This is a genomic window from Nakamurella sp. (assembly GCF_048594475.1).
GTDB lineage: Bacteria > Actinomycetota > Actinomycetes > Mycobacteriales > Nakamurellaceae > Nakamurella.
On the sequence record NZ_JBMDXT010000485.1, the window covers coordinates 1 to 19,924 of the forward strand.

The following is a 19,924-nucleotide window of genomic DNA, read 5'->3' on the forward strand; positions in this document are numbered from 1 at the left end:
CCACCGCACCGAGCACCGCCTGCTGCGACACAGCGAACGCGTCCGTCACCCGCGCCTGCCGCGCCGCCACCGCCCCCTTCACCCGCTCCAACACCGCCAGCTCATCAACCCGCGCCGCATCCCCCGCCCCGTCGACCGGCGCCGACAGCAACGCCGCGAGGAACGCGGCCGCAGCATCGGCAATCGTCGACATATGTTCGATTCTATCGCGCACACCAGGGCGGGGCAACCGGATCGCGGCAGCCAGGACGCAACCATTCGAATGAAAAACGGCACCGTGCACGTCTGCCGCCCCAGCCCGGCCGGCATCGCCCGTCGACTGCGTACCGCAGCCAGGTCCCTCCCGTCGTGATGCACTGATCGGCATGACCGACGCCGGCCGCCGCCCCCGGACCCGCAGGTGGTGGTACCTCCTGCTGGGTGCCGTGCTGACGGTGGCCGGTTGCACCGGGGGTTCGGCCGGCCCGGAGCCGACGATTCCGGACGGCATTGCCGCCGGACAGCCGGTCGAACTCTTCCTGGGGCTCGCCCGGGACCAGGACGGGCTGGCACGGTTCGCCGCGTCGGTGGGCGGGTCGGGCGTGTCGACCGCACTCCCGCTCGCCACGGTGGCCGAGCGATTCGGCGCGGAGGAATCCACCCGATCGGCCGTCCGGAAGGCCTTCCCGTCCGGCACGCTCGCCTTCTCCCCCACGGGCGGATTCGCGCGGCTGCAGCTCTCCATCGAGGAATCCGAGAGCCGGTTCGGCGTTTCCTGGGCGGTCCGGACGATCGGTGACGACCGGGTCCTGACCGCGACGACGGCGCCGCGAATCCCGGACGACCTCGTGGGCGCCGTCACCCAGATTCTCCCCCGTAACCGGGTTCTCAACCTCGACGGAACCTCCTCCCCCGCGTCGGCGGCCTCGCCCGCCCCGACCGCCACCGCGTCGGCGACGCCGACCGTCACCGCGGCGAGCGCCACCGCGACGGTCACCGACCGGACGGCCTGTGATCAGGCCGTCGCGGCCGGCTCCCGCATCGTGGCGGACAGCGGGCTGGCCGATGTGCAGGCGGCCGGGTTCCGGGGCGCCGGCGCCCGCGTCGCCCTGGTCTCGTTGACCTCCTTCGATCAGCGGGCGTTCGATCAATGGCTGACCTGCATCCAGCACCCGCCGATCGCCGTCCACCAGCTGCGGACGATGGGAACCGACGAGTCGGCCCCGGCGGGCAGCGAGGAGTCGCTCGACCTGGCGGCGCTGACCCTGGCGCTACCGGACCTGCAGTCCGTGACGGTGGTCGAGGCCGGTCCGGCCGACTGGGTCGGCGACACCCTGGCCACCGCCCTGACCGACCCGGCCGGGCCGCCGGACGTGATCAGCACCAGCATCGTGTACTGCGAGGGTCAACTGGGCCGGGACGCGATCGAGATGACCGAGTTCGTACTGGCCGCGGCCGTGGCGGCCGGAACCCGCGTCGTCTCGGCGACCGGCGACCACGGATCGTCCGCCTGTGCTCCGGGCAGCACCGCGGCGGCGGTCGGCTACCCGTCGTCCTCGCCCCAGGTCCTGGCGGTGGGCGGAGTCGACGGGTCAGGCTCCGTGTGGGTGGAACCGGGCGGCGGGGCCGCGAGCGGCGGCGGACCGAGTGCGGTCTTCCCCGGGCGCGTCGTTCCGGATCTCGCGTCGTTCGCCTCGTCGGCGGCCCTGCCGCCCATTCCCGTGTGCGACTCCACCTGCCGGTGGAGACAGTTCGCCGGCACCAGCTTTGCCGCACCGTTCGTCGCCGGGGCCCTGGTCGCGGTCGATGCGCACCGGCAGGCGCAGGGAGCGCCCGCCCTGACCTTCGCCCTGGGCAGCGCGCAGCACACGGTCGACGCACGTGCCGTCCGGGACGTGGTGGAGGGGAACAACGACCTGTACGCGGTCGGCTGCTGCACGGCGGCCGCCGGCTTCGACCCGGCGTCCGGCTGGGGCGAACCCCGATTCGACGTCCTGGCCGGAGCGACGTCCTAGAGCGCCCGGTCCCGACCGGCGATGTCGTCCCGCCTACGACCCCGAACTCGGGGTCGCCGATGAGGTTGGTGTCGCCGGGGTCGTCGAGCTCGACGGGGGTGGCGGCGACGCCGGCCAGAGCGGATCGATCCATGCCGTGCCGCAGGCCGTGGTCATACCGGGATAGGAGCCGGCCCCGGTCAGGCACGGCGTGGCGCCCACGAGCAGGAAGCTGGGGAACACGCTCGGCGCGCACCCGGAGGTGCCGCCCAGGCAGGTCGTGGTCGCCGCGCTGATGTCGTACCAGCCGGGGCCCGCGCTCTTCCAGAATCCATAGGCGAGCTGCGGAACGAAGTCCGCGCCGCCCGCGGGTGGGAGGGCGAAGCCGTTGCCCGTGAGATAGGTCTGGGGATCGGCCGACCCTCGATCGGCGACCAGCGCCTCGAAGTCGGCGGCCGTCGGGTCGCGCCAGACCGACGTCGGGTCGGAGCCGGTGTTCATCGCGTTGGAGGCAATCGGGCTGGCGGCGATGGCCTGCGCCAGCCACGACGACGGCGCCGGCTCGCCGTCCGGGCTGTCCCAGCTCAGCGAGCACACTCCCTGGCCGGCCGCGAACTCGTAGTCGGGCGGCGGCACCGGGCCGCCGCCACCGTTGGTGCCGATCGTCCAGGCTTGCAGCACCGCATCGTTGATCGCTTGCTGCACGGGCGAGGAGCCGGCGTCCGCTCCCCCGATGATGCTGTCCGAGCTCAGCTGCGAGGTCGGGCACAGCGGCTGCCGGGTCCACACCGTCCGCGACGGGTTGTGCACCACCACGTTGGCGTCGGTGACGGGTGCACCGGCGGCCTGGTACATCTGCCGGACCTCCGACCACAGGTCCTTCAGGGTCGCCTTCGCGCCGACCGTGTCGCCGGTCGAGTGCTGCGACTCGATCATCAGGGCGATGCCCATGACGATCAGGTTCACGAAGTAGTCGCGGTAGCCGTCGAGCTTCTGGGCGTAGACCACGCGATCGTCGAAGTCGGGCACACCCTGATCGACCACGAAGGTGGCGAACATGCCCGCCAGCGGAACCTCACCGATCATCGCGTTGCCCTCGAAGGCGTCGACGATGGCCATGATGTGCGCCCGCATCCCGATCGCCGGGTCCAGAACGGTCGCGGTCAAGTTGTTCAGGTTCGACTGCACGGTGTCCTTATCGGCGATGATCTGGCAGTAGGACTGCCACATCGACAGGATGGGCGCGATGTGGTCCTGGGTCAGCTGCGAGATCTGGTTCTGGTACGTGCTGTCCTTGATCAGGTTGATCGTCGACGCCAGGTCGGCCTCGATCGTGTTGAGCGTGTTCGTGATCGCCTGCAACTGGGACGACAGGTCGGCGAGCTCGGTCGACAGTTGCGTCGATATGCCGCCGCCGGTCGAGCCCGCCCCCAACAGCTCGTCCAGGGCCCAGCCGACGAGAGAACTGTTTCCGCTCGTGTAGGCGTCGACTCCCGCGGCGATGGTCAGACCGATGCTCAGGGGCGAGGAATCGGTGTCCCCCACCGCCGAAGATCCGACCGCCGACCCCGGCACCATGGCCGAGGAGTTCGGCGAGGCCGAGGAGCAGGACGCCGGGACATCGGCCGGGCTGCCCAGGGCCACCGCGGTGGTCGGGGCCGGGTCTGGGCTGGTCGAACAGGCCGTCAGGACGACACCGGCCAGACCGGCGGCGAGAAGGCTTCTCATTCGCATGTGCGTCACCTCTGTCTAGCCGGCATCGGAGCGGCTGGTGTTCCCCGCCGTCGTGATCGAGGAGGCGACACCACCGGACGGGATCACCGACGGTCCGGGGCTCGGGGCCGGCGCGGTCGAGCCGGTCGGGGCTGCGGTCGAGGTGGCCGACGTCGTCGAGGTCGTCGGTCCGGCCGCGGGTGGAGGGGGTGTCGGTTTCCAGATCGGCGTGAGCCAGTCCGTCCCGCACGCGGTGGGCAGGCCCTGGTAGTCACCGGTGCCCAGAAAGCACTGCGGGGTCGCGATCACCAGGAAGGAGAACGACCAGTCGCCGCTGGCCGGGCAGTTGGCAAAGAACAGGCAGGTGTCGGTGCCGTTGGTCACGTCGATGTAGCCGCTTTGGGACCCGTACCAGAAGTCGTGCGCCAGGTAGGTCGAGCCATAGAGGCCACTGGGCGACGGAATCGCGAATCCGATCGAGTTCAGGTACGCCTGCGGACTTGCCGATCCCCGGTCGGCGTACAGCTTGGAGATGTCGGACGCGACGGGGTCTCGCCAGAGCGTGACGGGATCGGTCGTCCCGGCGGCGATCTCGGTGGGCAGGCCGGAGGCCTTGATCGCTTCCGGAAGCCACGCGCTCGGATTCTCGTTGTACTCGTCCCAGGTGATGGAGCAGACGGCGTCCCCGGCCTTGAAGGTCCACCCCGGCATCGCGCCGGTCGTCCAGGCCAGGGCCGATTGGGCGGGATCCGAGCCTGCCGCCACCGTCTGCCAGTCCGCGCTGTCGAACGCGGACACGATGCACATCGGCGACGTGCTCCAGATGTTGCCCGTGGGGATGTTCAACTGGGCGGCGTCGTTGGAGACCGGGGACCCGGTCGCCTGGAGCACCTGGTAGACGTCGGACCAGACCGTGTCGATCGCCTGCTGCGCGGCGGCCGCGTCGCCTTGCTGGTGATAGGCCTCGACCTGCAGGGCCAATCCCATGACCATCAGCGCGGCGAAGTACTGGCCGTACGGGACGATGTAGTTCTGATAAAGCGGCCGGTCGTCCATCGCCGGCACGCCCTGATCGACGACGAACGTCGAGAACAGGCCGGGCAACGGCGCCTCTCCCGTGGTCGCCGACCCGATAAAGGTCTCCTTGATCGCTTCGATATGAGCAGAGACCCCGGTGGCCGGATTCGTGATGGAACCGGTCAGCGCGGTGATGTCGCCTTTGTTGGTGTTCTGGCTGCTGACGATCTCGTTGTAGTCCTGCCACATCGACTGCAGCGGGGCAATATGATTGGTCGCCAGGTCCTGGATCTCGATCTGATACGTGCCGTCCTTGATCTGATTGGTCACCTTCGACAACTGCGCCTCGATCTGCGTCAGCTGCGTGTCGATGACGCCGATCTGGTCGGACAGCCCGTCGAGCGCGGTCTTCAACTGCTGGTCGGGTTGTCCCGCGCCGTTGGGGCCGGCTGCCGTAAGGATCTCGCTCAACGCCCAGCCCACCAGACTCGTGCCGCCGCTGTCCCATGCCGCCACCCCGGTCGCCAGCACAGTTGCCACCTGAGCGAACTCGGGATCGACCGGGATGGGGGCGGCAGTCGAGGTCGGCGAGGCGGTGGCCGACCCGGGAACCAGCGCGTTGGCGTTGAGGGAACGGGTGACGGCGACATCGGCGTTCTGCCCGAGCGCCGCATCGGCCGGCGCGCTCGATGAGACAGCCGACACGCCGGCCGGCGAGGTGGAGCACGCCGCCAGAACGGCGACCCCGAGAAGCGCAGTGGCGACGGCGCGGAGCGTATGTCGGTAGGTCGGCACCCGGTGATCATAGGCAGCGGCGACGCCGGCCAACGGCCGAATGTATTGCTGGCACTAGGTCACCCCCGGGGCCCTGCGGCGGCGCCTTCCCGGTGGTCCCGATGATGGAGGAATCGAAGAACGGCGTGCACGCGTCGATTGGTGTCAATGGTCCGGGCGAGCCCGAGCTGGGCATAGATCTGGGCAATATGCCCGGCCACCGCGGCCTCGCTCACCGACAATTCCCGGGCGATCCGGGAGTTGCTGTGTCCCTGCGCCATGAGGGCGAGCACCTCGGATCGGCGGCGGGGCAGGAGCGCGACCGGGTCGATGACGCCGGTTTCCGGGCCGGCGGGCCCGGCGTCCGCCTCCCGGGAGAGCCGTTCGGTGACCCCGGAGTCGACCAGGGTCGCCCCGGCCGCCACCCGGTGCACCGCGTCCACCAGCGTCTGGGCGCCGGCGATCCGGCGTGTGAGCAGATAGGCCGTATGGGATGCGCCGCTGGCCAGCAGCGCCCGGGCCGCCTCGACGTCGGGTTCGCAGGAGAGGACGACGACGTTGAGGTCCGGGTCGCGGCGGCGTAGCTCGATCGCGGCACGCACCCCTGATGCGCGGGCACCGGCCGCGTGGGCGCCCTGCGGCAGGTTTGCGTCGGTGAGCACCAGCTCGGCCCGGGTGCGCTTGCCTGTGGCGATCAGCTCGTAGCAGTTGGCGGTCACGGCGACCTGATGCCCGCGGTTCGACAGGACCGTGGCCAGTCCTTCTCGAAACAGCGGCACGCCGTCGGCGAGCACGATACGCATGCGTTCAGTCCGTTCGATTTGATCCTGCGATCCCGGAGATCCGGTTGCCATCAGCATGGGTCGGCCGGGACGGCCGGTGGGTCCACCGATCGGCCGACCCGACGGCGGAATCGGGACCGGTCGATCGGGGGACGCCGCCGGGCCGTGGGAGTCGCGAACGTGCCGACCCCTTGACGGCGGCACTTGTTTTTTGCAAGTATGGAGGCGTTCACCCGCGAGGCGCGAGGAGCCCACAATGACCGCGATGTTCGTCAACCTGCCCGTCACCGATCTGGAGCGGGCGAAGGCCTTCTACACGGCGCTCGGCTTCCGGATCAACCCCGCCTTCACCGATCACAACGCCGCGTGCGTCGTCGTCGAGGAGGACCACAGCTACTTCATGATCCTCGTCCGCGACTTCTTCCAGACCTTCACCGACCTGCCGTTGGGCGACCCGGCGGTCAGCCCGTCGACGGCGACCGCGCTGTTCCTGGACAGTCGCGCGGAGGTGGACGCCACCGTCGCCAACGGCCTGGCCGCCGGTGGGTCCGAGGCGCGGCCCGCCTCGGACTACGGCTTCATGTACCAGCGGCAGCTCACCGATCCCGATGGCAATATCCTCGAGTTCGGCTGGATGGACCCGGTGGCTGCCGCGCAGGGACCCGGTGCCGTGGCCAATCAGCAGGCCTGAGCGCACTTCTCGTCCATGGCCGCGCGCGAGTACGGGCAGTACTGCGGGGTCACCCGAGGGCTGGAGCTGGTCGGCGAGCGCTGGGCGCTGCTGATCGTGCGCGACCTGCTCGTCGGGCCGCGCCGCTACGGTGAACTCGCCGCGGGCCTGCCCCGCATCCCGAGCAACATACTGGCGGCGCGGCTCAAGGAGCTGCAAGCGGCCGGAATCATCCGCCGAGCGCCGCGTTCCCGGGTCATCATCTACGAGTTGACCCCGTACGGGCGGGAACTCGAGCCGATCGTGCTCGCGCTCGGCGCATGGGGGTTCAAGGCGATGGGCGATCCCCGCGAGGATCAGATCATCACCCCGGATTCCATGACGATGGCGCTGCGGACGGCGTTCCGGCCGCAGGTGGCCGCGACGTTGCCGCCGACCGCCTACGGGGCCCACGTCGGGCCGGCGGAGCTGCTGATCCGGGTGGCCGGCGCGGACCTCGACGTGACCCGGGGCGATGGCCCCGTGGATCTGGCCTTCAGCGCCGGCCCGGACATCCGGCGGCTCATCTCGGGCGAGCTCGCGCCGGACCGCGCGATCGCGACCGGGGTGATCGAGGTCCGGCGCGGTCCCCGCGCGCTGCTCGACCGGTTCGCCAGCACCTTCCACCTGGCCGCCTGAGCGTCCACGGTCCCGAGGGCCGGCGCCGGACGCCGTCACCGCGAGTCACCGCGACGGCATCGCGCGCCGCCAGAATCGCTCGGTCTTCTGGTCGAAGGCGACCAGCGTGCACGTACCGACCGATGTGGTCGCGGACGTCAGGGCCGCCACCGAGATCCGGCAGGCCTCCAGCAAGGGGAAGTGGAACGCACCGGTCGACAGGGACGGGAAGGCGACGGTGCGCGCCCCCACCTCGTCGCAGCGGCGGAGGGCGGCCCGGTAGGCAGCGCCGAGCAACTCCCCCGCCGGCTCGTCCACGCCGTACCGAGGCCCGACGGCGTGCACGACGAACCGGACGGGATCCGGCAGGTCGAAGGCCGGCGTGATCACCGCGTCGCCCGGCGCGCAGGGCGCGAGCGGACGCAAGGCGGCCAGCAGTTTCGGTCCGGCCGCCCGGTGGATCGCGCCGTCCACCCCGCCGCCGCCGACCAGGGACCGGTTCGCGGCGGTGACCAGGACCTCGGCCGGCACCGTCGTGATGGTGCCGCGGACGATCTCGATCTCCATCCGCCCAGTTTCCCAGCCCGCGGAGCCTGCCGACCTGCTTCCGGTGGTGGGGACCGACCGGTCCGGTGGGCGCCGGTCCAGGGTCTGAGGCCGGCCGACGATGTCGCGGTCAGGCGTCGCGCACCGGCTGGCGCAGGATCGTCCGGCGCCGCGCCGGCGCGACCCGCCGGACGTCGCTGAGGTAGATCTCGTGGTGCCGACCGGTCAGGCGCAGGCCGTGCTGCGGGATGAACTCGTGGTGCATGCGGTCCAGGACGGCCGCCTCGTCGTCGAACGGGCCGACATGCAGGGTCTGCACGCACCGACCCTCGATCAGAACGTCCGAGCGCAGGTCGGCGAGCCGGGCGGGCCGACGGCGCGCGCCCACCCGATCGACGGCGGCGTCCACGTGGCCGGCGGTCAGCCAGTCCGGCACCAGGTTGAGCAGGGTCCACCTCCAGCGCGACTTGTCGCGGGCGACGGTGAACGTGTCCATGTCGTCGGCCCACCACAGACCCTCCAGCGGTGGGACCACGTAGTCGCGGCCGGCGCCGGCCCTGCTGGCGAACTTGAGGGAATACGCCACGGGATAGAGCGTTTCGATCGCCTCGGCGAAGGCGGGGGCGTTCGGGTCGCCCCGGCCGTCGATCATCAGGTAGCGGTGCGCGGGGACCTCCAGCAGCCGGAATTCCCCCGCCCGTGCGCGGTAGCCGTCCAGCGACCGCCGAAGATCGACCTTGCCGTCCATCACGATCCAGTGTCGCGCATCGTCAGGTAGGCATCGAGCGCGGCGGCGCCGGCGAGGAGGGCGCGACTCCGCCCGGCCAACCGCTGCTGCCAGCCGTCCAGGAAATTTGCCAGCGCGTCGGCGCCACCGGCCGCGCGCAGTGAGTCCAGGATGCGGGCGACCTGCGCCAACGGGTAGCCGCCCCGGCGCAGTTGCCGCGCGATCTCGGCGTCCCGCACGTCCGGCGGGCCGTACTGCCGCGCTCCGGTCGACCGGCTCCGGGTGGGTCGCAGGATGCCCTCGACCTCCCAGCCGCGCAGCGTCGCCGCGTGGACGCCGATCCGGCGGGCCAGTTCCCCGACGGTCAACGGCGGGCCGGCGGTCGTCGTCGCGGGTGCGACGGCGGTCAGGGCGGCCAGAGCGGATGCGACCTCGGCCCGGGCGTCCCGCTCCGCCCGCAGTTCCAGATGGGCGGTGTCGATCAACCGGAACGCAGCGTCGTCGTCGCCGCGATGCACGGCCCGCATGATCTCGATCGCGCTCTGGTGCCCGTGGCCCCGGCGCAGGCCCAGGAAGGCCCGGACGGCTTGGGCGTGGAGGGTGGTGTACCGCCGGTACCCGGACGGGCTGCGGTCGGCGGCGGGCAGCGCGCCGGCGTCCTCGTAGTTGCGGATCGCCTGCGCGGACAGCCCGTGCTCGCGGGCGAGGTCGACCGGCCGCACGTCCACCTCCGATTGATGGTTCAAGGGCTGCCGACTCGACACCGCCGAGGCGAAGTCTCACTCGATTCTTCAACGATACGGTCAAGTCAGACCGAGGTGGAGGACGAATGGACGAGATGCTGGCCGGACGGCCGTTGGACGGTCCGGCCCAGATGGACGACGCGATGGACGATCTGCTGGCCGCCCGGGAGCGGCCGGCGCTGCTGGCCCTGGGCGAACCGACCCATGGCATCGCGGCGTTTCCGGCCGTGCGCAACGAGATGCTGGCGACCCTGGTCGAGCGGGGCTTCCGGTCGATCGCCCTGGAGACGGACCTGTTCGCCGCGACCGTCGTCGACGACTACGTGGCCGGTGGCAGCGGTGATCTGGACGAGGTGCTGGCGACCGGGTTCAGTCACGGCTTCGGCAACCTGCCCGGGAACCGGGAGCTGGTGCAGTGGCTGCGCCGGTTCAACGCCGGGCGTGAGCCGGCCGATCGGATCCGCTTCCACGGGTTCGACGCGCCGCTGGAGACCGCGGCGGCACCGAGTCCGCGGCGGTTCCTGCTGGCCGTCCGCGACGCGCTGCCGCCCGGTCAGCGGCCCGGGTCGGCCGCCGGATTGGACACCCTGCTCGGCGATGACGCGGAGTGGGCGAACCCGGCGGCGATGGGCGAGCCGGCCGCCTCGATCGGCGGGTCCGTACGGGTGCGGGACCTGCGGATCGTCGCCGACGACCTGGCCAGCGCGCTGCACCGGGCCGGGCCCGGGCTCGCCTCCGATCCGGACCGGGACGACGACGCCGCGGCCCACGCGCGGACCGCGCTGGGGCTGTTGCGTTATCACGCGGCGATGGCCCGGCCCGGCCCGGATCGCATCGGCACGCTGCTGAGCCTGCGGTCGGAGATGATGGCGGACAACCTGCTGGCCGTCGTGGACCGCGAACGGGACCGCGGTCCGACCCTGGTCTTCGCGCACAACGTGCACCTTCAGCGGGCACCGTCCGAGATGTCCTTTGGCGCCGAGGATACGACGTGGTGGAGCGCCGGGGCGATGGTCGCCCGGACGCTGGGGCCGCGGTACGCGGTGGTCCTCACCGATGCCGCTCCGGCCGCCGATCCGGCCACGTTCCCGGGGGTCCTGGCCGCCGCGACCACCCGGCGCACGCTGTTCCCCACCGCCGCGCTTCGGGCCGCGCTGCCTCTGGCGATCGAGCCGGGTGAGCCGATCTTGCCGGGTCACATCCCGGTGCGCCCGGCGGATCTGGCCGGGGCCGACGCGCTGATCTTCGTCGCCGACACGGACGGCCGGCGCCAGCAGTACTGGTGAACGGGCCGGTCAGCCGGCCGGGTCCGGCCGAACGGCCAGGGTGACCGACGCCGCCGGCGGGGTGCGGAGCGTCTGCCACACGACGCAGTAGCGCTCGGTCAGTTTCAACAGGCTGGCCAGTTGATCCTGGTCGGCGTCGGTGTCGACCTCGAAGCCGAGCCGGATCGTCCGGAAGCCCACCGGGGCGTCCTTCGCGACGGCCAGGGTGCCTCGGAAGTCCAGGTCGCCCTCCGCGCGCACGGTGCCGCCGCGCAGCTCGATGCCCAGCGAGATGGCGACCGCCTTCATCGTCACGCCCGCACAGGCGACCAACGCCGACAGCAGCATGTCGCCCGAGCACAGCTGCGTGCCGTCACCGCCGGCGGCCGGGTGCAGTCCGGCCTCGGCCAGCGCACGGCCGGTCGAGACCGAGCACGACACGCCCTCCCCCAGTTCGGCATCGGCCCGAAGCGTGACCGCGGCACTGTCCGGATCGTCCCGGTACCGCTGCTTGACCGGCGCCTGCACGGCGACCAGCGCATCCCTGTCCATCGGTCGGTCGTCCATCCCGACGACCCTACGCACGGGCGTCCAGGTACACCCAGTCACCGTTCTCGCGGACGAAGCGGCTGTGCTCGTGCAGCTCGCCGGGCGCGCCGTCGAGGACGTAGTGCGCCCGGAACTCCACGCCGCCGTCCTGGTGGAAGGCGCTGCCCCCGGTGACGGCCAGCACGTCCAGCCCGGTCCACCGCATCCGCGGGTCGAGCTGCACCCGCGCCGGGCGGTGCTCGGCGGCCCACGTCCGCCGCAGGTAGTCCGCGTCCCCGACGGCGAACGCGCTGTACCGGGAACGCATTAGCAGCTCGGCGGTCGGTGCGGTGGCGGCGCCGCGATGGAACCGCCCGCAGCACTCGTCGTAGCTCGCCGGCTGCCCGCAGGGGCACGGCCGCGGCGTTCCCGGCGCGGGCCGCCCCCGGTCGCGTCGTCGTGATCCACCGGCCATCGGACCATCCTCCCTGGACGCTGCTTCAGCTGGCGGGTCGGCATCAGTTCCTGTTCATTCCCCAGCGGCGCGTGAGCAGTGCTTCCTTGTAGTGCGACTCCGCCTCGTCAATCTCGCGGGTGGTCGCGGCGGGACCGAAGACTTGGAGAATGCTGAATTTGAAGTGGCGAGCGTGCCTGGGATCGAGGTTCGCGAGCTGACGCAGGGCGACATTGCTGCCGTGACCGTCGCGTGCGTACGACGTCCACCTGCCCATGATGCGCTCGCCACCGTCTGCCTTTCCGACGTACAACTGTCCGGTTGTGGTGTCCGCGATGAGATAGACGCCCTGAACGGCGCTCAGTGCACTCCGCCATTGCGCGTACCTGCGGTCTTGGACGATGGCGACCAGTTCCTCGTAGCTGATGAGGAGCTTGTCGAAACCGGGGAACGGAACCTCGACCGGGTCGGCGATCTCGACCACGGGGAAGGCGGATGCGGCGTTGCCGGCCTTTGCCCAGTTCACCGCGTCGCGCGACCACTCGACCACGAGGCGGTCCTGAAGTGACGTGAGTACGTGGGAGGGGCGGAGGTCGAAGAAGCGGTGATCGGTCGTGCGTTCGGATGGCAGTTCACCGTGGTTTTCATAAGCCGTGAGAAACCGCGAGCGCCGACCGCCATCAGTCATGAAGTTGAGCCAGTGGAATGGTGGAGTCTTTCCGAGCTTGTTGCTGACACCCTGCACTCGCACATAGGCCAGGAGGTTGGCGGGCGTGACGTCGGCAGGCGTCGCGAGGCCGTCGGCGGTGTAGGTGTGCCGCAGAACAACCACCTGGCTCGGGTCGAGGCCAGCGGCGCCGAAGACGTGCCCGAGGGTCAGGTGGCCGGTGATCGATGCCGTGACGGTCATACCCTTCACGGTAGGGGCGCGGACCGAAAAGGACCCGAACCCACCGCTACCTGGGCATCGACGTGGCGGTCCGTTCGTCGAACCGCCGACGCCACTTCTGATGGCCATGGCCATGGCCAAAGTCAAGGCCGGAAGCCGAGTGGACCGCTGAGCGGGTCAGCGCCAGCCCAGCCCGGGCGCGACGTGCGTGAGGATGGACTCCAGAACGTGCGCGTTGTAGTCGACGCCGAGCTGGTTGGGGATCGTCAGCAGCAGGGTGTCGGCCGCGGCGATCGCCTCGTCGCGGGCCAGTTCGGCAATGAGCACGTCCGGTTCGGCCGCATACGACCGGCCGAACACCGCCCGGTACCCGTCGATGTCGCCCAGCGAGTCGCTGCTGCTCCGGTCGGCGCCGAAGTACGCCCGGTCCTGGGCGGTGACCAGCGGGAAGATGGAGCGGCTGACCGAGACCCGTGGCTCGCGCCCGTGTCCGGCTTCGGCCCACACCTTGCGGAACGCCTCGATCTGCTCGGCCTGCTGGACGTGGAACGGCTTTCCGCTCTCATCCTCCTTGAGCGTCGAGCTCATCAGGTTCATGCCCAGCCGCGCCGCCCACTCGCCGGTCGCGTTCGAGCCCGACCCCCACCAGATGCGGTCACGCAGGCCCGGCGACTGCGGTTCGATCGGCAGCGGTCCGGGATGCGGGTTGGCGAACATCGGTCTCGGGTTGGGCTCGGCGAACCGCGCCCCGTCGATCACCTGCAGGTAGACCTCGGTGTTCTGCCGGGCCACGTCGGCCATGGTCTGCCCGTCGGGCGCCCCGTAGCCGAAGTAGCGGTACCCGTCGATGACCTGCTCGGGTGAGCCGCGGCTGATGCCCAGCTGCAACCGGCCGCCGGCGATCAGGTCGGCCGCCCCCGAGTCCTCCGCCATGTACAGCGGGTTCTCGTACCTCATGTCGATCACGCCGGTGCCGATCTCGATCCGGCTGGTCCGCGCGCCGACCGCCGCGAGCAGCGGGAACGGCGATCCGAGCTGGCGGGCGAAGTGGTGCACGCGGAAGTAGGCACCGTCAGCGCCGAGCTCCTCGGCCGCGACGGCCAGGTCGATGGACTGCAGCAGGACATCGCTGGCCGTCCGCGTCTGCGAGTGCGGCGAGTTCGACCAGTGCCCGAAGGACAGGAATCCGATCTTCTTCATGACTGGTTGAACGATCAACCATCTGGAGATGTTCCCCGCCCATCCGCGCCGCCGGGCCGGCGCGGTACGTTCGCGGGCGTGCAATCCGGGTCAGGGTCATCACGACGGGCGGTCTTCCTCGACTTCGACGGCACCTACGCCGATCACGGGGTGGTGCCGGCGGCGCACGTCGGCGCCGTCCGGGCCGCCCGCGCGGCCGGGCACCTGGTGTTCCTGTGCACCGGCCGGCCACGCTCGATGCTGCTGGCGTCGGTCCTGGAGGAGTTCGACGGGTTCGTCGCGGCGGCCGGCGGCTACGTGGAGGTGGCCGGCCGGGTGCTCGCCGATCAGCGGTTCCCGGCCGAGCTCGGTCGCCGGCTGGTCACCCTGCTCGACGAGCACGACGTGGCCTACCTGCTCGAGGCGCCCGAGGCCGTCTACGGTCCGGTCGGCGTCGACGAGCGGCTGGTCACGTTGCTGGCCGGGCATCTGCGATCGTCCGACAGCCCCGAACGCGAGGGCCCGCGCGACATCCTCGACGCGCTGCGGATGGCCGAGGACCTGACCACCACGTCCTTCGGCAAGGTCACCTACGTCGAGTCCCCGGTCGCCGGCGCCGAGTTGATCGGTGAGCTGGGCGGGGCCGTCGGCGTGCTGCCCAGCTCGATCCCGGACATGGGCGACTCGGCCGGCGAGCTGTACCTGCCGTCCGTGCACAAGGCGGTCGGCATCGGTGTCGTCATCGACCACCTGGGCATCGGCCGGGACCAGGTGGTGGCGGCCGGGGACGGGCTCAACGACCTGGAGATGCTGCACTTCGCGGCCGTCGCCGTCGGGATCGAGGGCAGCGATCCGCGGGTGCTCGCCGTCGCCGACCACGTGGCCGCGCCCCCGCATCGGCAGGGCCTGGCCGCGGCGTTCGCCGCGCTGGGGCTGACCGGCGCGCCCTGAGCGCACGCGAGCCCGACCGCGAGGAGATCCGATGACCGGAGGCGATGCCACCGCCGACGCGAGGATCGACTGGCTGCTGGCGGTCGACCCGGCGATCGCCTGGCAGGTCCGGCGCGACCTGCTCGGCGAGCCGCCGGCGGCCTGGCGGCCGGACCGGGCCCGGGTGGAGACGCAGGGGTGGGGTGCCCGCCTGCTCGCCCACCAGGACCCGGACGGGCAATGGGCCGGCGGGGCTTTCGTGCCGGCCGGGTTCACGCCCGAACAATGGGCGCAGGAGGGACAGCCCTGGACGGCCACCACCTACGCACTCACCCAGCTGCGCGAACTCGGGCTCGATCCCGGCAGTGAGCGGGCCCGGCGGACCGTCGAGCTGGTCGGCCGGCACGCCCGGTGGGACCACGACGGGCAGCCGTTCTGGGCCGGCGAGGTCGAGGAGTGCATCAACGGCCGGACCGTCGCCGACGGCGCCTACTTCGGCGTCGACGTCGGACCCATCGTGACGCGGCTGCTGGCGGACCAGCAGCCCGACGGCGGGTGGAACTGCGAGCGAGCCGCCGGATCGGTGCGATCGTCGTTCGACACCACGATCAACGTGCTCGAGGGCCTCTGGCAGCACGAGCTGGCCACCGGGGGCACGGCGGCGACCCGCGCCGCGCGCGCCGCCGGCGAGGAGTACCTGCTGGCGCGTGGGCTGTTCCGCCGGTTGAGCACCGGGGAGCCGGCCGACCCGGCCATGTTCGATCTGCTGTACCCGGCGCGCTGGCACTTCACCGTGCTCCGCGGACTGGACCACTTCCGCGCGACCGGATCCTCGCCCGACCCGCGGCTGGGAGATGCGATCGAACGGCTGCTGGCCCGCCGCCGGCCGGACGGGCGCTGGCCCCTCGACCGGCACCTGGCCGGCCGCGTCTGGTTCGGGCTGGACGACGGACCTGGCCGGCCAAGCCCCTGGATCACCCTGCTGGCCCTGCGGGTGCTGCGCTGGTGGGCGAACTGACCTCGCCGACCGGCGGACGGGCGGGTCAGCCGGCGTCCAGCACCTCCCGCAGCCGCGCGGCGAACGCCTCCGGCTGCCCGGCGTAGCCCGAGTCGCCGCCGAGGAAACCGCCGTGGTGGCTGGGGAACTCGGTCAGCTCCACGCCCAGGCCGTCCGCCACCGCCTGGCTCGACCGCCAGGTCATCAGGCCGCGCGACTCGACCCCGGCGGCGATCACCACGCGGGTCGGCGCCGCGCGCAGGGCGTCGAAGTCCGGACGGTAGGCGGTGATCGGGGCGGCGACCCCGGACAGCAGGGGGTCGGTGCGGGAGCCGTCGTCGGCGGCCGGCAGGCCGAACTGGGCCGGGTCCGGGGCCGGCGCGGCCAGGAACTCAGGGGTGAACTCACCCGGCCACGAGGTGTAGGCGATGAAGGCGGCCATCCCGGCCCCCCAGCCGCGGTCCCGGTAGGCCTGCCGGAAGGCCCGCTCGCCGGCGAAAGCCGCTTCGGCATCGGGCAGGACGCCCAGCAACGGCGGCTCGTGGGCCACGGCGACCCGGACGTCGTCGGGGTAGGCCGCGACCATCGCCAGCGCGGTGACCGCTCCCCCGCTGCTGGCGAAGACGTCGACCGGGCCGCCGATCTCGCCGACGCGGGCATGCAGATCGGCCGCCTGGTCCTGCGGCGTCACCTCGGTCCGGCCGTCCTTGCGGGTCGACCGGCCCACCCCGCCGCGGGGGTCGTAGGTGACGACGGTGCGGTCGGCGAAGTGCCCGGCGAGCGCGCCGAACCCGGCGGCGTCCATCGGCTGGCCGACCATCAGCAGCGGGGGGCGCCCGTCCGCCGTGGGCAGCGGACCGCGCACGTCGAAGACCAGATCGATCTCGGGCAGGTGCAGCGTGCGGGTGATCGGAGCGGCGGTGCCGGTCGTCATGGGGTTCCTCCTGGCCGGTGCGAATCGTTCACCCGGGCAGACCGCCCGGCGCGGGCGGACTCATCGGTCCGCCGGGCAGGACCGCCCAGTGCAGCAGCATGATCGTCTTGGCGTCGGCGATCCGCCCGTCGCGCACCATGGCCAGGGCCTGCTCGATCGGCAGTTCCAGCACCTCGATGTCCTCCCCGTCGTGCTCCAGACCGCCGCCTGCGCCGACCCGGTCGCCGGGGCCGTACGGGGCCGCGTAGAAGTGCACCCGTTCGGTCACCGACCCCGGGCTCATGTAGACGTCGAACACATGGGTCAGCTCGCGGACGGTGACGCCCAGCTCCTCGGCCGCCTCCCGGCGGATCGCGGTCTCCGGATCGTCGTCGTCCAGCAGGCCGGCCGCAGCCTCCACCAGCAGTCCGTCGGGGTGGCCGTTGACGTAGACCGGGTAGCGGAACTGCCGGGTCAGCAGGACCGTGCGCCGTTGCGCGTCGTACAGCAGGATCGTGCTGCCGTTGCCCCGGTCGTAGGTCTCGCGCTGCTCGGTGGTCCATCGCCCGTCCCGCCGCCGGAAGTCGAACGTGGTGCGGCGCAGCACGTGCCAGCCCTGGGAGGTCAGCTCGACCGACCGGATCACCACGTCGGGGTTGCGGGTCAGGTCCCGGCCGGCGCGGTCCAGGCCGGTCCGACCGCGATGGTCGGGCACATCGATGCCGGGCTGCCCGGCGGTCGTCGTCATGCCGGGTACAGTAGTGCACGATCACGCATGAACGTGCAGAAGCGTGCATCAACGTGCGACGCCCATCGATCCGGAGGATGCCCGTGCTGGCCGCCGAACGACGTGACCTGCTGATCCAGCGTCTGCGCACCGACGGCAAACTCGTCGCGCGGGACCTGGCCGCCGAACTCGGCCTGTCCGACGACAGCATCCGGCGCGACCTGCGCGAGCTGGCGGCGGCCGGGCTGTGCCACCGCGTCTACGGCGGGGCGGTCCCGGCGTCGCCGGCGCTGGCCGACTACGCCGCCCGCCACGACGTCGAGCCGGCCAGCAAGCAGCAGATCGCGGCCCACGCCGCCGGACTGATCCGGCCCGGGAGCACCGTCATCCTGGACGGCGGTACGACGACCCTGGCGGTGGCCCGGGCCCTGCCCCCGGACCTCGACGGCACCGTGATCACGCACAGCCCGACCATCGCGAGCGCGTTGGTGGAGCATCCGCGGGTCGAGGTCTACCTGCTGGGCGGCCGGCTGTTCAAGCACTCGGCGGTCACCTGCGGCGCGGCGGCGGTCGAGGCCGCCGGCACCGTCTCGGCCGACCTGTTCCTGCTCGGCGTGACCGGTGTGCACCCGACCGCCGGCCTGACCACCGGCGATCCGGACGAGGCCGCCATGAAGCGGGCGCTGTCCCGCCGGGCCGCCGAGACCTACGTGCTGGCCAGTGTGGAGAAGATCGGCGCCGTCTCCCGCTACCAGGTGCTCCCCCTGGACGAGGTGGCCGCGGTGGTCACCGACTGCCCGCCGAACGACACCCTCGCGGCCCTGGCCGACGACGGGGTGACCGTCCTGCGGGCGCCCTGACCGGGCGGCAGGCCACGGCGCACTGAGCAGCACCCGAAGGACCGGCCGGCGGGCGCGGTTTGGACCGGGCGGAGTGGGGGCACTGTGCGCCATGATGTCCAGTCGTCGGCCACGGGTCGGGCCGGGCCGGCCGGGGACGGAGCGAAAGGACGGCGCGCGATGCACGTTCGATCCCGGCGGCGCTGGCTGGCGGTCGGTGCGGTCGTCGTCGCGGTCGCGGTCGCGGCCGGTCTGACCCTCGGCCTGTTGCAGGAGGTGCTGATCCTGCTGGCCACCGTCGTCGCCTGTGCCCTGTGCCTGCTGCCGATGCTCGTGGATCCGCCCGGTCGCCCGCATCGGCGCCCGGCGGTCGGGCGCTCCGGGTGGAGCGGGCGTCAGGAGGTCTGAACCGGCCCGCCGACGCCGATCTCGTTGCCGTCCGGGTCCCGGAAGGTCACCTTGCGGACGGCGCCGTCATAGGTCTCCGTCCGTGCCGGAGCGATCCCCCGGCTCGCGGCGCCGGCCAGGAATCCGGGCGGGTCGGCCGGAAAGAAGGTGATGCGGGCGTGACCGGCGTGATCGGGATCGAGGGCGACGTAGATCGACCGGTGATCGGCCAGCGTCCACACGCATTCGGTGGCGTGGGCGCGAAACGTCGGCGCCCGGCCGAACAGCCGCTCGTACCAGTCGACCGCCCTGGGATAGTCCCGCACGGCCACCCCGGCGAACAGTTCCAGCTCCATGTGCGCGCCTCCTCCGTTCGGGTGGACCGCGCCGCCGGGCCCGACTCATCGGATGTCGGGTCCGTATCGTCGGGTCGATGGGGAGCTTTCGGGAGGATTTCGGCGGGGGACGGCTCGATCCGGAACGGTGGGTCGACCACTACCTGCCTCACTGGACCACTCCCGACCGGTCACGGGCACGCTGGTCCATCGGTGCGGACGGCCTGGAGCTGCGCGTCGAGTTCGATCAGCCCCCCTGGCGGGACGCGGACGGCCCGATGCGCGTGAGCAACCTGCAGACCGGCACCTTCGCCGGTCCGGTCGGCAGCGCGACGGGAACCCACCGGCATCGCCTGGACGGCCTGCGGGTGGTCACCGACCAGCCGGTGCGCCGCCTGTGGACGCCGACCGGTGGGCGGCTGGAGGTCGCGGCCCGGGCCAGCGCCGATCCGCTGTGCATGCTGGGCATCTGGTTGGTCGGGTTCGAGGCGTTCGGCCCGCAGGACTCCGGTGAGATCTGCCTGGCCGAGGTGTTCGGCGACCGGACGGGCCGCGACCGGTCCACCGTGCGCACCGGCATCAAGGCGCACCACGACCCGCGGCTGACCACCGACCTGCAGGACGTCGTGCTGCCGATCGACGCGACCGAACCGCACGTCTACGCCGCGGAGTGGGACGGCTCCGGGGTGCGGCTGTCGGTGGACGGGGTCGAGATCAAGTCCAGCCGGCAGGCTCTCACGTACGAGCTGCAGTTGATGATCGGGCTGTTCGAGTTTCCCGATGCGGGCCCGCGCGAGCCCGCGGACTACCCCAAGACCGCCGTCGTCAGATCGGTGGTGGCCATCGGCTGACCGCCGGTCCGCGCCCGCGGCGGCGGAC

At 71.8% G+C, this 19,924-nt stretch carries 22 protein-coding genes and 1 pseudogene; 9 read left to right on the forward strand and 14 right to left on the reverse strand.

All coding sequences use genetic code 11. From position 1 onward, the window contains the following. A pseudogene (locus ACOJUF_RS21865) lies at positions 1–193 on the reverse strand (hypothetical protein); the annotation flags it as partial. 172 nt (positions 194–365) lie between these two features. Here ACOJUF_RS21865 and ACOJUF_RS21870 point away from each other — a divergent pair. Beyond that, the gene (locus tag ACOJUF_RS21870) at positions 366–1,994 is read left to right on the forward strand and encodes a S8 family serine peptidase (RefSeq protein ID WP_420123923.1); all 1,629 of its coding nucleotides are present in this window, start codon (positions 366–368) and stop codon (positions 1,992–1,994) included. Between the two features lie 33 nt (positions 1,995–2,027). Here the strand turns inward: ACOJUF_RS21870 and ACOJUF_RS21875 are convergent, their stop codons facing one another. Genes ACOJUF_RS21875 through ACOJUF_RS21885 form a run of 3 tightly spaced genes read right to left on the reverse strand, consistent with a single transcriptional unit; the run spans position 2,028 to position 6,280 of the window. Then, entirely contained in the window at positions 2,028–3,707 is a 1,680-nt protein-coding gene (locus ACOJUF_RS21875; RefSeq protein WP_420123924.1) for a hypothetical protein, read from the reverse strand. A 15-nt stretch (positions 3,708–3,722) separates the two neighbouring features. Continuing rightward, on the reverse strand, positions 3,723–5,531 hold the full coding sequence (locus ACOJUF_RS21880; protein WP_420123925.1) for a hypothetical protein: 1,809 nt from the start codon (positions 5,529–5,531) through the stop codon (positions 3,723–3,725). Between the two features lie 26 nt (positions 5,532–5,557). Further along, complete coding sequence (locus ACOJUF_RS21885; RefSeq protein WP_420123926.1) at positions 5,558–6,280, reverse strand: response regulator; 723 nt, start codon at positions 6,278–6,280, stop codon at positions 5,558–5,560. Positions 6,281–6,515: 235 nt separating this feature from the next. Between ACOJUF_RS21885 and ACOJUF_RS21890 the strand changes: the two genes are divergently transcribed. Both ACOJUF_RS21890 and ACOJUF_RS21895 read left to right on the forward strand, forming a co-directional pair. Beyond that, positions 6,516–6,950 carry a VOC family protein gene (locus ACOJUF_RS21890; protein ID WP_420123927.1) on the forward strand — a complete coding sequence of 145 codons (435 nt, stop codon included), beginning with the start codon at positions 6,516–6,518 and terminating at the stop codon, positions 6,948–6,950. A 15-nt stretch (positions 6,951–6,965) separates the two neighbouring features. Further along, positions 6,966–7,607 (forward strand): winged helix-turn-helix transcriptional regulator, encoded by a 642-nt coding sequence (locus tag ACOJUF_RS21895; protein WP_420123928.1) that lies wholly within the window; start codon positions 6,966–6,968, stop codon positions 7,605–7,607. A gap of 45 nt (positions 7,608–7,652) precedes the next feature. Here ACOJUF_RS21895 and ACOJUF_RS21900 read toward each other — a convergent pair whose 3' ends face one another. The 3 genes from ACOJUF_RS21900 to ACOJUF_RS21910 all read right to left on the reverse strand — a co-directional run bounded on the left by ACOJUF_RS21900 (position 7,653) and on the right by ACOJUF_RS21910 (position 9,581). Continuing rightward, on the reverse strand, positions 7,653–8,153 hold the full coding sequence (locus ACOJUF_RS21900; protein WP_420123929.1) for a macro domain-containing protein: 501 nt from the start codon (positions 8,151–8,153) through the stop codon (positions 7,653–7,655). A 109-nt stretch (positions 8,154–8,262) separates the two neighbouring features. Then, positions 8,263–8,880 carry a GyrI-like domain-containing protein gene (locus ACOJUF_RS21905; protein ID WP_420123930.1) on the reverse strand — a complete coding sequence of 206 codons (618 nt, stop codon included), beginning with the start codon at positions 8,878–8,880 and terminating at the stop codon, positions 8,263–8,265. After that, positions 8,880–9,581: a MerR family transcriptional regulator gene (locus ACOJUF_RS21910; RefSeq protein WP_420123968.1), complete on the reverse strand. Its 702-nt coding sequence runs from the start codon at positions 9,579–9,581 to the stop codon at positions 8,880–8,882. The genes ACOJUF_RS21905 and ACOJUF_RS21910 overlap by 1 nt, the downstream gene beginning before the upstream one ends. A gap of 107 nt (positions 9,582–9,688) precedes the next feature. On the opposite strand from ACOJUF_RS21910, the gene ACOJUF_RS21915 reads away from it, so the two are divergent. Further along, positions 9,689–10,888 carry an erythromycin esterase family protein gene (locus tag ACOJUF_RS21915; RefSeq protein ID WP_420123931.1) on the forward strand — a complete coding sequence of 400 codons (1,200 nt, stop codon included), beginning with the start codon at positions 9,689–9,691 and terminating at the stop codon, positions 10,886–10,888. 9 nt (positions 10,889–10,897) lie between these two features. Here ACOJUF_RS21915 and ACOJUF_RS21920 read toward each other — a convergent pair whose 3' ends face one another. From ACOJUF_RS21920 to ACOJUF_RS21935, 4 genes are all read right to left on the reverse strand, one after another. Further along, a complete protein-coding gene (locus tag ACOJUF_RS21920; protein WP_420123969.1) occupies positions 10,898–11,419 on the reverse strand; it encodes an OsmC family protein in 522 nt (173 codons plus the stop codon). Positions 11,420–11,444: 25 nt separating this feature from the next. Beyond that, complete coding sequence (locus ACOJUF_RS21925; RefSeq protein WP_420123932.1) at positions 11,445–11,870, reverse strand: YchJ family protein; 426 nt, start codon at positions 11,868–11,870, stop codon at positions 11,445–11,447. Positions 11,871–11,913: 43 nt separating this feature from the next. Beyond that, the gene (locus ACOJUF_RS21930; RefSeq protein WP_420123933.1) at positions 11,914–12,759 is read right to left on the reverse strand and encodes a GIY-YIG nuclease family protein; all 846 of its coding nucleotides are present in this window, start codon (positions 12,757–12,759) and stop codon (positions 11,914–11,916) included. 156 nt (positions 12,760–12,915) lie between these two features. Next, the gene (locus ACOJUF_RS21935) at positions 12,916–13,938 is read right to left on the reverse strand and encodes an LLM class flavin-dependent oxidoreductase (protein ID WP_420123934.1); all 1,023 of its coding nucleotides are present in this window, start codon (positions 13,936–13,938) and stop codon (positions 12,916–12,918) included. A 78-nt stretch (positions 13,939–14,016) separates the two neighbouring features. Here ACOJUF_RS21935 and ACOJUF_RS21940 point away from each other — a divergent pair, with 78 nt between their 5' ends. Then, complete coding sequence (locus ACOJUF_RS21940; protein WP_420123935.1) at positions 14,017–14,868, forward strand: HAD hydrolase family protein; 852 nt, start codon at positions 14,017–14,019, stop codon at positions 14,866–14,868. Positions 14,869–14,899: 31 nt separating this feature from the next. Then, a complete protein-coding gene (locus tag ACOJUF_RS21945; RefSeq protein ID WP_420123936.1) occupies positions 14,900–15,865 on the forward strand; it encodes a squalene cyclase in 966 nt (321 codons plus the stop codon). A 25-nt stretch (positions 15,866–15,890) separates the two neighbouring features. Here ACOJUF_RS21945 and ACOJUF_RS21950 read toward each other — a convergent pair whose 3' ends face one another. Together ACOJUF_RS21950 and ACOJUF_RS21955 are read right to left on the reverse strand one after the other, a co-directional pair. Further along, a complete protein-coding gene (locus ACOJUF_RS21950; RefSeq protein ID WP_420123937.1) occupies positions 15,891–16,778 on the reverse strand; it encodes an alpha/beta fold hydrolase in 888 nt (295 codons plus the stop codon). Between the two features lie 28 nt (positions 16,779–16,806). Further along, positions 16,807–17,505, reverse strand: coding sequence for an NUDIX domain-containing protein (locus ACOJUF_RS21955; protein WP_420123938.1), 699 nt, complete (start codon positions 17,503–17,505; stop codon positions 16,807–16,809). An 83-nt stretch (positions 17,506–17,588) separates the two neighbouring features. Between ACOJUF_RS21955 and ACOJUF_RS21960 the strand changes: the two genes are divergently transcribed. Together ACOJUF_RS21960 and ACOJUF_RS21965 are read left to right on the forward strand one after the other, a co-directional pair. Then, the gene (locus ACOJUF_RS21960; protein ID WP_420123970.1) at positions 17,589–18,344 is read left to right on the forward strand and encodes a DeoR/GlpR family DNA-binding transcription regulator; all 756 of its coding nucleotides are present in this window, start codon (positions 17,589–17,591) and stop codon (positions 18,342–18,344) included. Between the two features lie 159 nt (positions 18,345–18,503). Beyond that, positions 18,504–18,731 (forward strand): hypothetical protein, encoded by a 228-nt coding sequence (locus tag ACOJUF_RS21965; protein WP_420123939.1) that lies wholly within the window; start codon positions 18,504–18,506, stop codon positions 18,729–18,731. Here the strand turns inward: ACOJUF_RS21965 and ACOJUF_RS21970 are convergent. Next, a complete protein-coding gene (locus ACOJUF_RS21970) occupies positions 18,719–19,066 on the reverse strand; it encodes a VOC family protein (RefSeq protein WP_420123940.1) in 348 nt (115 codons plus the stop codon). The two genes, ACOJUF_RS21965 and ACOJUF_RS21970, sit on opposite strands and share 13 nt — an antisense overlap. 77 nt (positions 19,067–19,143) lie before the next feature. On the opposite strand from ACOJUF_RS21970, the gene ACOJUF_RS21975 reads away from it, so the two are divergent. Then, complete coding sequence (locus ACOJUF_RS21975) at positions 19,144–19,896, forward strand: glycoside hydrolase family 16 protein (protein WP_420123941.1); 753 nt, start codon at positions 19,144–19,146, stop codon at positions 19,894–19,896. The last annotated feature ends 28 nt before the right edge of the window (positions 19,897–19,924 follow it).